This window comes from Brucella daejeonensis, from assembly GCF_014199265.1.
Taxonomy (GTDB): Bacteria; Pseudomonadota; Alphaproteobacteria; order Rhizobiales; family Rhizobiaceae; genus Brucella; species Brucella daejeonensis.
This window is the reverse complement of sequence record NZ_JACIJG010000038.1, coordinates 1-11,248: the sequence shown is the minus strand read 5'-3', so window position 1 is coordinate 11,248 and position 11,248 is coordinate 1. Positions and strand designations below refer to the sequence as shown.

Genomic DNA, 11,248 nt, shown 5'->3' with positions numbered 1-11,248 from the left:
ATCTGATGCTGGCCTCCACTCCAGCCAGCATCTTGAATCACAAAACAGGCCTCGACGGAATCCCCTTCGATTCTGTCAAAGGCTGAACCGCTCTAAAGGGTCATTTGCGGTTGGCATCTCCACCAACAGGGCTTCTCGTTAATCGCGCGGCTCCTCATTGAACCACAACAAGGCAATGATCGTACCGATAGGCGGCATGCCCCATGTGACAAGCTGAAACCAACCGCTTCTGTTTGTATCGTGCAGGCGGCGAGCCATGACCGCGAAAAGCGGGATTATCGTCACAACCAGCAAGATCGAAGCAACAGTATCCGGAAGATTGAGCTGCGCCAGTATGAACAGCAGCAGCACATAAAACAGCGCCGCATACCAGAATTCCGTGCGGCTCGCTCGCCCCTTGAAATCAAGGTATCCAATAAAGAAACTCTGCACTGCCGTAGTAAAATTGACAGGTGAAGCCGTTACGCCAAAGCGGTTAGGTCCTTCCGGTGGTTTGCTCTTGTTTGAAACGAGAAAAATAAAAAGTAGCGAAATCAATATACCGAATGCGAAAAGCCAATGCATTAATCCGGATACTCCATCTATGACAGTTCTGCGGGGAAAGCTATTATGTCATACCGCAACACGATTGGGGTAGCCGTACAAGTAGAGCTTTAGCAGATCAATCCGATGAGCTGCGGGAATGGGATCGGAGGTCGACCGTGGACGAAATCTATGCGCCTAGGTTGCGTCGCAGTTTCCGACCGACGCCGAGGGAAGGATCGTTGAGAAAGGTCAGCAATGTTGACCCAAGGGCAACATATTTGGCCCTTGAGGACATCAAGACGTCTGCGCGGTATGCACGCTTGACTAATTGTTCGAATAGAGGGAAAAAGAACTATTGACGGCAAATCGATATTTCTTAATGGCCCCGGAAGTTACAGCTTCCGGGCCGTTTCCATTTGCGGTCTGGTCACTATCACCTGCTTCTCCGTCAGTATCTATTTGGCCATAATTCTTGTGGAGTGGTGCAGAGTTTGTCAGCGATGGCATATTCGACACGCTCTGATCGACCGTGCTCCTGGCAAACCCTTGTGATTGCAACACCAGTAATGCCAAGTTCCTCTGCTATTTTGGTGAACGTTATACGTTTTGCACGCAGGCGACGTTTGGTTGCATCGTGACGTTCAATGTCTACACCCGTGCGTACCCCGTGAAGTTATTTAATCGCAGTACCGTACTATATTACTCGAAACGGCTGAAAGTCCCTCTCGGCGATATTGCACGACTGACGGGTCGTCATCGGCTCCAATTCTTCAATATCGCCTTGGCAATCCTATTGGTCGCATCGCTCTATCCAGTGTTGCGGTATTGAGTGCGGTCGTGGGACTCTTGATTTGTGATCTTGGCAGACAAATCCCTAAAAGACCGGGCTGCCTGTTTCAGGTCCACGGCTATTCACCGATCAGGCAGCTAGCTCACAAATCCGACGTGCGACATGAAAGGAGGTTTCGAATGCGCCTATCGGCAGAAATTCGAACTGGGAGTGGAAATTGTGCGCACCGGTAAAGAAATTCGGGGTGGGTAAACCCCGCGCGGAGAGTGCTGAGCCATCGGTCCCACCGCGCATCGGCACAAGTTTTGGCGTGATTTGAAGTCCCCCCATCGCCCTGAGCAAGAGGTCGAGAGCCCGACGGTCGCCGGCCAGGCTATCGCTGATGTTGCGGTAGATATCAGTGATATTGACGTTAACGTGTCCTTGTGTGTATCGCCGTCTGACCAGCTCAGCTACTTCGAAAATTCTCTGTTTTCGCCGCTCGAACGCCAACCGGTCAAAATCGCGAACCATCACAGAGAGGCGAGCCGCGCTATCGTTTGCGACAAGCTTGCTGAACCAGAAGTATCCCTCCCTTTCTTCGGTGCACTCGGGTGTTTCCTTGCGATCAAACCCCGCGATGAAATCCTGGGCCATCAGCAAGGGGTTGACCATAACTCCCTTAGCCGCCATCGGGTGCGCGCTTATCCCCGTGAAAGTGATTTCACCATCTGCCGCATTGAACGTCTCAATGACGACCTCGCCAACCTCGCAGCAGTCAATGGTGTAGGCAAAATCGCATTGGAACCGGCTTAGATCGAGTGCCTTGGCGCCACGCAAGCCGATTTCTTCGTCTGGCACGAAGGCAACCCTAATGTCTCCATGCGCACCGGCAGGATCAAGGCGCGAAAGGAGGGTCATAATAATAGCGATCGCAGCCTTGTTGTCTGCGCCGAGGACGCTAGTCCCATCGCTGAAAATAATGTCATGACCGCGCCAGGCGCGCACCTCGGGATGTTCCGAGGCGCGGAACCAGATGTCGTGACCGGGATGAAGACAAAGGTCCTCGCCAGTGAATCGCTTGATCTGGGGACGGATATGGGGCGACAGACCGACGTCGGCCGTATCAAGGTGTGCGATAAATCCCAGCGTGGGAGCGGAAGGGCTATTGGCCCTCTTCACACCCGTCACAATTGCATTGTCGTCTACGTGAACCTCATCCAGTCCGAGTGCGTGCATTTCAGCGGCTAATAGCTTCGCTAGCTCAAGTTGGCCTGGGGTTGATGGTAGACTGGTCGATCGCTCATCGCTTTGACTTTCAATCGCCGTATAGCGAAGAAATCGCTCGACGAGTTCACTGCGGACATCCATAAATTGCCTCATTATCGATCACTTTTTGATTTCAAGCGCGAGAGACACCAAGCGCCACTCAGCGAAGACGAAGCACGCCAATGTCGTCAACAATCTCGAAATGCGAGCCGAACTTCAGTGAATGCTCAATAACGCGTCCAAGAATCCGTCGCGCCGTTAACCCCGCGGCCGCATGAGGCACCAGCCGTTGCTCGATATCATCATTCAGCAAACCGTCCTCGCCGCCAATCAGTACGGGATAGAGCTTCATCCCGGCGAGACGGTTATCTGAATCAAAGGAGCAGATACCAACGACGCTCTCCCACACTTCTTGGCGAAGCCAGAGGGGCGAATCTGCGACGGTGTGGAAAACGAAATTGCCAAGACTGTAGAAAATGGGGCGATCCCGGTAGATCTCAATCGGCTGAAGCACCGGCGCACCATGACTTACAAACGCGGCAGCTCCGGCGTCGATGCATTGACGGGCAACCTTTCCGACCCACTCGGGTGTCTGCAGCCAGTCGCTCGCCCAATGGTGATGATGAAGGTATGCGATCACCAGAGCCCCGGATCCTGCTGCACCTTCAATGGAGCGTAGATTTCGTTGTAAATCTGTTTCGTCGATGCGAACGCCTCGTTCGCATCGGTCAGCTTTCCGATAGATCGAGCGTCCGAGGAGAAACTCAATTTCGTCATCTATCTCGGGGCTGTCATCGGGCTGGCAGTCATTGATATAGTCGACGTTTGTGTACCCGATCCTTTCACGGATGTTCTTCAAAGTTTCAAAAGCATCGGGATCGACTTCGAGCACACTTGTTATCCGGAGCGGATTCACGCCCGGTCTGCCGGTTCGATCACCTCGCGGGTCTTCCGCGTACATGAATTGAGGGCCTGGGCCCCCGTCCATCGCGACGATGGAAACAGTTCTGTCACCGAAAGAGGCCGTCATGGGCGATGTCGCTTCGCCCATATTCTGGCCGATGCCACCGTGAAGGAACTTTCTCCTTTCAACCTCTTCCAGGGTGGAGAGAATTCCTGAAGGGCCAAGGTCGAAGGCGTGGTTGTTCGACAAGGACAGAGCATGAAACCCCATCTCCCGCAGGGCATCCAGAACGTCTGGTGCACTGCTTCCATAGGCAGACCCCTTCAGCGGCCACCCGCCATGGCTTCCGGCAATGGTTCCCTCGAAATTCGTGAACGCTAGATCTGCTCCATGGAGGACATTTTTCACGGCCTCAAATTCGGGAGTTTGGTCCCCTCCAATATCGTGGAGGATCAGAGACTGCCCGGTGACAGCCAGGGAAAAAGTTGACATAAATTCTCCTTCTCCGGCTCTCTCGCGAGAGCCGCCTCTATAGTCGTTTGTGTGTTGTATTGGGCCGGCTGGAACTTTCAGGCCTATCCCATCCGAACGGGGATCCGTGCCTCAAGACGGCTGAAAATCCACACGATCAGGCCGGCGATTGCCATATAGACCACCGCGAGCAAGAGAAGTGGTTCATAAGTGACATATGTGTCCTGGCGGATCCTGACGGCGACCGCGTATAGATCGATGACAGTAATGGTGGCCACCAGGGGTGTCGATTTGAGCTGCAGGACAACCTCCCCGGCCAAAGTCGGGAGCGCTCTGTGAATCGCTTGCGGCAACCAGATGCGGCGAAATACTTTCCACCGGTTCATGCCGAAGGCGCGGGCTGCCTCGAGCTCACCGCGCGGGACACCCGCAAAGGCGCCGCGCATTACCTCACCCTGATACGCCGCACAGGACAATGTCAGTGCAAGTACGGCGTAGGGCCATGCCTGTCGAAGAACTGGCCAGAGCTCAGATTCGCGGATCCATGGATACTGAGGAAAAAGTGCGCCGAAGCCGTAATAAAGAAGCCAGATTTGCAACAGAAGCGGTGTGCCACGGATGACAGTACAAAAGGTGCTTGCCGGTAGTCGGAGCCATACTGGTCCTGTTTGCTGCACGAGCCCCAAAGGCACGGCCAGAGCAAATCCCAACGCGCAGGTGACAATGAGAAGCCAGACCGTCCACCACAATCCTTCCGCCGCCAGCATGTAGTAGTCGGGAAGCCAGTCCCACCGCATGAAGAGGGCCGCCGCTGCTACCAGGGAGGCAGTGATTGCGATCTGCACCATATGGCGTGGTGCTAGCCGGGTGCGCACCGAGGGCTTCTCCACGATTGTTTCGCAAGCGGTCATCACTGCCCCCCCGCGGTCGATGGCTGACCTCGCCGTGCCCAAGTCTCGATCCGACCGATAACGACGTTGGAGACCAGAGCAAACAGAAGGTAGAGTATGCCGGCAGCCATGAAGAACGTGAAATACGCTTTCGTGGCTCCGGCTGCCTGGCGCGTTTCAAGAGTAAGTTCACTAAAGCCGACAACCGCGAGAAGCGCCGTGTTCTTCACGGCGATCAGCCAGAGATTCGCAAGACCGGGAATGGCGTGAGGGAGCATTGCCGGCAGTGTGATGCGACGCAACATCGTAGACGGACTCATTCCAAAGGCCCGCGCTGCCTCTATCTGACCCTGCGGCACCGCGAGGATAGCAGCCCGCAATACCTCCGTCGCGTATGCGCCTTTGACAAAGCCCAAGGCAATAATGCCAGCCGCCAAGCCACCGAGCTCCACAGGACCATATCCGAATGAAATGAGGAGCCTGTTAAGGAGATCCGGAACAGCGAAATAGATCAGCAGGATCAGAATAAGTTCCGGAACCGCCCGGATCAGCGTCGTATAGCCCAATAGCAACTCGCGAACTGCAACGCTCCCATAGAGTTTGCCGCAAGCACCGCCAATGCCAAACACTAGTCCCAACACGAAGGCACCGGCGCCAATCTTGATCGAAACCAGAAAGCCGCGGAGCAGGTTTGCGCCCCACCCGGGAGGTGTCGGGGCAAGCAGTTCGATTACGCCGGCTTGTGCCAGTGACATGACGAGTCCATCCGCCATAATTCTCTCCTACGCGCGCCGAAAGTTTCCTTAACTAGGAATTCCAGCGCGCGATTATTCGAGTTAAAAATCGCTAGTTTTTCCCAGTGTTAAAAAGCCCTTGCAATGCGTTCAGCCACCGTAAATGTCGAAGTCGAAATATCGCTTGGTGATCTCGTTGTACTTGCCGTTAAGCCGGATTGCGCGAATAGCCCCATCAATCCGTTGTTTCAGGGCGGTCTCTCCCTTGCGTAACCCTGCGCCGGCGCCGCGCGCATCAAACTCCGGATCGCTGGCAACCATCCCAACGATCTCGCAGCAAGCCTGTCCCTGTTGGCTTTTCAGGAACGATGACAGTGAAATCCTGCTCGCCAGAGCGCCATCAATCCTGCCAGCGGCCAGGTCCTGGGTAATCTCATCCAGCGTTTGGTACGTTTTGATCTCCGACACGACATCGCTGAAGTGCTTGCTGGCGTATGCCTGTCCGTTTGTGGAAACCTGTACGCCGAGGACCTTACCGCTCAATCCGTCGGCCGTCGGCTCTATCCCTGTTCCTTTGGCAGCCGCGATAGCGTAGCCGTTGTCACTGTAGTATTTTTCCGAGAAGTCGATTGTCTTGAGGCGCTTTTCGGTGATCGACATCGAACTCATGATGATATCGATCTTTCGAGATGTAAGAGAAGGGATGATGGCGTCCCACGCGATTGGTGTGACGACACAATCAAGCTTCGCCTCGCTGCAAATGGCGTCGATGAACTCAATCTCCCAGCCCACCCATTTTCCCGATGCATCTAGCGACGTGAATGGCGGGTATGGCTCGGCGGAAATTCCGACCCGGACCTGTTCGGCGCGAGCCACGAGTGTCGATGCGCATAAGAGTGCCGCGGCGATCGTTGTTCTAGTGATGATCATCATTCCAGGTTCCCCTTGTTTGGTTGTTGAGTTTGCTTCGCTAGCTCAAGCTGCGGATAAATTGCTGAAGTCGCTCTGATTTGGGATTGCGGAAAATCACTTCCGGATGCCCTTCTTCTTCGACCTGCCCTCCATGAAGAAAGACCACATGTGTCGCCACCTCTCGCGCGAACTTCATTTCGTGAGTAACCAGGATCATGGTGCGGCCTTCGCGAGCCAGGTCGCCGATGACGTTCAGCACCTCTCCAACGAGCTCCGGGTCAAGCGCCGAAGTCGGTTCGTCGAAGAGCATGACCCGTGGTTCGACCGCCAGCGCTCGAGCGATAGCGGCCCGCTGCTGTTGTCCGCCAGACAGGAAGGAAGGATACGTGTTGCGCTTCTCCAGAAGCCCGACCCTTGCAAGCAGTTTCTCGGCTCCGGCAATTGCAGCGTCGCGTTTGACGCCGTGCACATGAACAGGAACCTCAATGACGTTCTCAATCAAAGTCATGTGGCTCCAGAGATTGAAGCTCTGGAAGACCATGCCCAGCCTGGATCTTATGCGTTCAATTTGCTTGCGGTCGGCAGGCACCGAGCCCCCGTGGCCGTCGGGTTTGAGCCTTATTTCTTCCCCGTTCACACGAATGAGCCCGCTCGTCGGTTTTTCCAGACAATTGATGCAGCGAAGCAGTGTCGATTTACCCGAGCCGCTACCGCCGATGATCGCAACAACATCGCCGTCACGTGCGGACAGTGACACTCCCTTCAGCACTTGCAAGGATCCGAAATTTTTGTGCAAGCTCTCGACGTGGATCGCTTCAGAAGCTCTGTCGGCGGTGGCGTTATGGTGAATCATCGGATGTGTTTCTGTCATTAGTTTTGTGCTCCTGAATTGAACTATTCGGCTCCGGCACTTGCCTAGGCAATCAGACGTAGATTCGCGGAACGTGGTCCCGCAGCTGGCCGTAGAGGCCAACGACGTCGGTTGACCATTGATCAGCAAGCTCCTGAAGCGTGATCTCCTGATCAGCTTGCTGTCCAAGCAAAATGACCCGATCGCCGAACCGCGCATCAGGGATATCTGTCAGGTCGACACGAGTATGCTCGAGGTGGACAGGCGGAAGCAGTGGTGCACGTCGGCCATTGATCAGGACCGCAGCTTGTGCCGGCACCTGACGCGGTAGCCCGTCGCCCCAACCCATACCCAAAACGCCAATCGTCATCCCCGGTCGGAAGCCCGGCACATCCGGCATCGATCCAAGGGAGTTGTCCACTCGCTTTACAGAAACAAGACTCGTTGAAATTGCCTTGAGTGCCGATTTCAGAATGAGTTGGCGCGTCGGTTCCTCCGTGCCGGCAATGCCGAAGAACAGAGCGCCCGGATCAACTGCGTCGAGATCCATTTCCGGATTTCGAAGCACACCATCGGTGCTGGAAATCATCGCTATTGGCGGACGGGTGCCTGCAGCCTCGGCTTTCACCAGTATATCCATGAAGCGGGCAAACTGTTCGGTCGAGTTCGACGGCGTCGTTGAAGGAAACTCGCTTAAATGGGCGTAGATACCCTGCACATCGACGTCCAGGCAGGCATTCGCATCGGCCAGGAGATTGCTTATTTCGCCGGGTGTGGCCCCGCTTCGGAAGAAACCAACATCCGCCTTGATGAATATGCGCGTGCGCCTCATGGCGCGACGCCAACTAGCCAGTTCGTCACGACTTGATACCGTGACCGTCAGGTCGAGCTTTTCGATTGTCTTCCCCGATGCAGGAAGCACGCCGGGGTAAAGAAGGATAGGAAGTTCTATTCCTGCGTTCCGAATTGAAATTGCGTCCGGCAATGTCGAAACCGCAAAGCCGTCCACTCCCTCCATCGCCAAGGCCCTGGCGACTGGTCCAGCGCCGCAGCCATAGCCGTTCCGCTTCAAACAGGCCAGTATTCTCACCGAACTCGGCAAATGTGATCGAAGCGCACGATAATTATGCCTTATCGCCTCGACGTCGATCGTATAGCAAGCGTCCCCCGCAGCCAGTTCCTGGCGTGCCGACGCTCTTGAAGGACTTATCTCGTAAGCCATTGGAGTTGGATATCTCGTTCGCATGCCGTAAAGTGATGCTGCATCTGCAGATCGTCAATTTATTAAGTTTACACGATGCATGATAAGTAATACTGATATGCCTCTCTTGACTGGAAACTGGAATGAAAGGAGCTCGATTTGGCTGAAAAATCAGATCTAATTGCCAGAGCTGGAATCCGATCCGCAGCTATTTTCAGAGAGATCGTCAGGATGGGCTCTACCAGGCGAGCTGCCAGGGAGCTCGGCATCACTCAATCAGCCGTCAGTCAACAACTCAAAACATTCGAAGAGAATGTCGGTGAACAGTTATTTGAGAGAGATCGCCGTGGCCTTGTTCCAACGTCGCGGGCGCTCGAGATCTACAATCGGGTTGATAGATATCTGGAGATTCTTGGACAGATCGAAACCGAACTGGCCGACTCGTTTCGAACAAAACGAAACACACTCAGCATAACAGCGCCTCACGTCCTGACACTGGATCTCTTGCCTCGCATTGTTGCGGTGCTGAATGAACAAGATCCGTCCTATGAGTTTCACCTCAAGGCACAACGATACGATCAAATGGTTCAGAGTATCCTGACGGGGGAAGCCGACATTGGGATCTCCCGCCTGCCTCTCGACGAACGTTTTTTCGAATGGGAGGTTGTATCAAAAAGCAACAGCGTTTGTGTGATGCGCCCCGACCATCCTTTGGCCCATAAAGATGTGATCACCGTCGATGATATCGCAGATGAACCGATAGTTGCTTTGGAACGAGAATACGCGTCGAGGAAGGGGGGCGTCCTGACGTTTGGTCGCCGGGAGGTGTCCTTGAACTGCAAAATTTATACCGACGCCATTGGCCTAGACGCATCCTTTGTGGCGCATGGCATCGGTATCGCAATAGACAACAGCTTTATTGCGCGCCACTATAGAATGTTCGATCTGAAGATCGTCCCGTTTGAACCTGCATTGACCTACGAATACGTTGTCTTCTGGCGGCGCGAAAGTGAACGGTTTTTTTCCAATTCAACGATCGTGCGTACCTTTGCCGATGTGATTAAACAGGAACAGATAGCAAGGCACTTGAGCAACTAGACATTAACTTGGATTACTATCGGATATGGGCGACGACAAAACGATTGCTAATGAGAAAGCTAAAGCCGAAGAGGCGCATATTCACCCGCCCTATTCCTCGCTTGCAACCCTGACCAGCCTGTCGGAATGGGGGCTGAACGTCACCGCCTGTCGCATTTCTATTTTGCTGGCGCTGTCGCATCCTTAACTTGCTAAAACAACCAGGGGTGATGTCATCGCTCAGAGCGTTGAGATGGCCGATTTTAGGTGAAAGCAGCAGCCGAAACCACCATCACGATTGTGATTGGAAGCGTTGAGAAAGGTCAGCAATCCTGACCCAATGGCAACATAGTGGCCAAAAAGGCCAAATATCGTGTCAATCGACACAAAGTGTCGAGTGACACGAATTTAGGCCCTTGAGGTTATTCTAAGTCATTGAAAACAAACATGTCAAATTTAACTGGTTTCAGATATTTTGCCCTTTTTGCCACGATATTTTGCCCTTGAAATAATAAAGGCGTTCGCCATCCGGAAAAGGCGTACCTCACAACGGGCTTTGACATCAAATGGACCGATCTCGAAGGAAAAAAGCCCCTGCGAAAGGCACCGTAAGTCGAAAATGTTGGAAATCGTGTGACCTCTACCAGTCGAATAGCGAAAGCAACTTATCGGCCAAAAAAGGAAAATATCATGTCATTTGACAATCAGTGTCGAGTTAAACGGTAAATTGCCCCCAACCGGATGACGTCGAAGGCAGCTTTTCGCACATAAGGGGAATGTGATTAGGTTGTCTCGGTTCTATTTCGTTCAACGATTTCATCGTGTGTCGCGCCGCTTAAAGACTGCATGAACTCTTGGATTAGGCGATCCCGATTAACTGGTGCTTTAAGCCGGTCAGCGGATTTTAGTGCCTCGATCAATTCATCTTTGGCAAGTTCCGTGCAATAGGCGGGCGTTCTAGGCTGTTGTCTCCAGGAGTCCGATATAATTCCGGCGTCGACAGTGTCGAAACCGGTTTCCTCGACGAGCTCCATGATAATCGCCTTGGCAACTGGCTCGTCGCCGGACACAGGTATCGCTATGCGTCCGCCTGTCCCCTTCGGGCGGCCTCGTTCGGCCAGAGTGGTCGCCAATGCAGCGTTCCAGGCCTTGATAACCGGAAGTCCAAGTTGCAGTTCTACCCAGATGCTCTCGGGTATACCACCATCGATGCCTGAAATCACACCGTCGCGGAAAGGGTAATAGTTGGACGCATCAACGACTATTGTGCTCCGTGGAACCTTGAGAAAGTGGCAGGTTAACTCGCGATAGCTCGAAAATGGAATCGACAGGATAACTACATCGACATCTTCTAACGCCCCCTCCTTCGTGACGGCTGTCGCACCGATGTCGTGCGCCAGCGCGTGAAGAGATTCTGGACCTTTCGAATTCGCAATCTTAACTTCATGACCAGGAGCTGCCAGCTTCCTTGCGAGGGTTGCACCTATATTGCCAGCGCCAATGATACCGATTTTCATAAGAAACACCTTAAATTACGGGATAACTGCCAAACTAGGTCCTGTTGACAAAGTATGGCAGCCATATCTTTGCGGCTGCCAGGGCGAGGAATGCCGAGAAGGATTTTCGTGTCTTGTCGTATCGGGTCG

General features: G+C 53.7%; 12 protein-coding genes and 1 pseudogene. 2 read left to right on the top strand and 11 right to left on the bottom strand.

All coding sequences use genetic code 11. The features are described from left to right. Positions 1 to 138: 138 nt before the first annotated feature. From FHS76_RS22055 to alr, 9 genes are all read right to left on the bottom strand, one after another. A complete protein-coding gene (locus tag FHS76_RS22055) occupies positions 139 to 564 on the bottom strand; it encodes a DUF805 domain-containing protein (protein WP_183658404.1) in 426 nt (141 codons plus the stop codon). Between the two features lie 409 nt (positions 565 to 973). After that, positions 974 to 1,141: a helix-turn-helix domain-containing protein gene (locus FHS76_RS22050; RefSeq protein ID WP_210306205.1), complete on the bottom strand. Its 168-nt coding sequence runs from the start codon at positions 1,139 to 1,141 to the stop codon at positions 974 to 976. A 303-nt stretch (positions 1,142 to 1,444) separates the two neighbouring features. Beyond that, complete coding sequence (pepT, locus tag FHS76_RS22045; RefSeq protein WP_183658401.1) at positions 1,445 to 2,665, bottom strand: peptidase T; 1,221 nt, start codon at positions 2,663 to 2,665, stop codon at positions 1,445 to 1,447. 58 nt (positions 2,666 to 2,723) lie between these two features. Beyond that, a complete protein-coding gene (locus tag FHS76_RS22040; RefSeq protein WP_183658399.1) occupies positions 2,724 to 3,959 on the bottom strand; it encodes a CapA family protein in 1,236 nt (411 codons plus the stop codon). An 83-nt stretch (positions 3,960 to 4,042) separates the two neighbouring features. After that, positions 4,043 to 4,849, bottom strand: coding sequence for an ABC transporter permease (locus FHS76_RS22035; RefSeq protein WP_183658396.1), 807 nt, complete (start codon positions 4,847 to 4,849; stop codon positions 4,043 to 4,045). Then, positions 4,849 to 5,601, bottom strand: a complete 753-nt coding sequence (locus FHS76_RS22030; RefSeq protein ID WP_183658393.1) for an ABC transporter permease — start codon at positions 5,599 to 5,601, stop codon at positions 4,849 to 4,851. Before FHS76_RS22030 ends, FHS76_RS22035 begins: the two co-directional genes overlap by 1 nt. 111 nt (positions 5,602 to 5,712) lie before the next feature. Beyond that, complete coding sequence (locus FHS76_RS22025) at positions 5,713 to 6,495, bottom strand: transporter substrate-binding domain-containing protein (RefSeq protein WP_183658390.1); 783 nt, start codon at positions 6,493 to 6,495, stop codon at positions 5,713 to 5,715. Positions 6,496 to 6,532: 37 nt separating this feature from the next. Continuing rightward, the gene (locus tag FHS76_RS22020; RefSeq protein ID WP_328700561.1) at positions 6,533 to 7,345 is read right to left on the bottom strand and encodes an ABC transporter ATP-binding protein; all 813 of its coding nucleotides are present in this window, start codon (positions 7,343 to 7,345) and stop codon (positions 6,533 to 6,535) included. 52 nt (positions 7,346 to 7,397) lie between these two features. After that, positions 7,398 to 8,546 (bottom strand): alanine racemase, encoded by a 1,149-nt coding sequence (gene alr, locus FHS76_RS22015; protein ID WP_183658386.1) that lies wholly within the window; start codon positions 8,544 to 8,546, stop codon positions 7,398 to 7,400. Positions 8,547 to 8,684: 138 nt separating this feature from the next. On the opposite strand from alr, the gene FHS76_RS22010 reads away from it, so the two are divergent. Together FHS76_RS22010 and FHS76_RS22005 are read left to right on the top strand one after the other, a co-directional pair. Next, the gene (locus tag FHS76_RS22010; protein ID WP_235992860.1) at positions 8,685 to 9,623 is read left to right on the top strand and encodes a LysR family transcriptional regulator; all 939 of its coding nucleotides are present in this window, start codon (positions 8,685 to 8,687) and stop codon (positions 9,621 to 9,623) included. A 25-nt stretch (positions 9,624 to 9,648) separates the two neighbouring features. Then, entirely contained in the window at positions 9,649 to 9,810 is a 162-nt protein-coding gene (locus FHS76_RS22005; RefSeq protein WP_183658384.1) for a hypothetical protein, read from the top strand. Positions 9,811 to 10,384: 574 nt separating this feature from the next. Here FHS76_RS22005 and FHS76_RS22000 read toward each other — a convergent pair. Together FHS76_RS22000 and FHS76_RS22980 are read right to left on the bottom strand one after the other, a co-directional pair. After that, positions 10,385 to 11,119: an NADPH-dependent F420 reductase gene (locus tag FHS76_RS22000; RefSeq protein ID WP_183658382.1), complete on the bottom strand. Its 735-nt coding sequence runs from the start codon at positions 11,117 to 11,119 to the stop codon at positions 10,385 to 10,387. Positions 11,120 to 11,153: 34 nt separating this feature from the next. Continuing rightward, positions 11,154 to 11,248, bottom strand: a pseudogene (locus FHS76_RS22980) (IS5 family transposase); the annotation flags it as partial.

Bases quoted from the DNA above. Each gene is read 5' to 3' on its own strand.
- FHS76_RS22040 (WP_183658399.1), bottom strand. From the start codon at position 3,959: ATGTCAACTTTTTCCCTGGCTGTCACCGGGCAGTCTCTGATCCTCCAC.
- alr (WP_183658386.1), bottom strand. From the start codon at position 8,546: ATGGCTTACGAGATAAGTCCTTCAAGAGCGTCGGCACGCCAGGAACTG.
- FHS76_RS22035 (WP_183658396.1), bottom strand. From the start codon at position 4,849: ATGACCGCTTGCGAAACAATCGTGGAGAAGCCCTCGGTGCGCACCCGG.
- FHS76_RS22005 (WP_183658384.1), top strand. From the start codon at position 9,649: ATGGGCGACGACAAAACGATTGCTAATGAGAAAGCTAAAGCCGAAGAG.
- FHS76_RS22055 (WP_183658404.1), bottom strand. From the start codon at position 564: ATGCATTGGCTTTTCGCATTCGGTATATTGATTTCGCTACTTTTTATT.
- FHS76_RS22020 (WP_328700561.1), bottom strand. From the start codon at position 7,345: ATGACAGAAACACATCCGATGATTCACCATAACGCCACCGCCGACAGA.
- FHS76_RS22030 (WP_183658393.1), bottom strand. From the start codon at position 5,601: ATGGCGGATGGACTCGTCATGTCACTGGCACAAGCCGGCGTAATCGAA.
- FHS76_RS22025 (WP_183658390.1), bottom strand. From the start codon at position 6,495: ATGATGATCATCACTAGAACAACGATCGCCGCGGCACTCTTATGCGCA.
- FHS76_RS22000 (WP_183658382.1), bottom strand. From the start codon at position 11,119: ATGAAAATCGGTATCATTGGCGCTGGCAATATAGGTGCAACCCTCGCA.
- pepT (WP_183658401.1), bottom strand. From the start codon at position 2,665: ATGGATGTCCGCAGTGAACTCGTCGAGCGATTTCTTCGCTATACGGCG.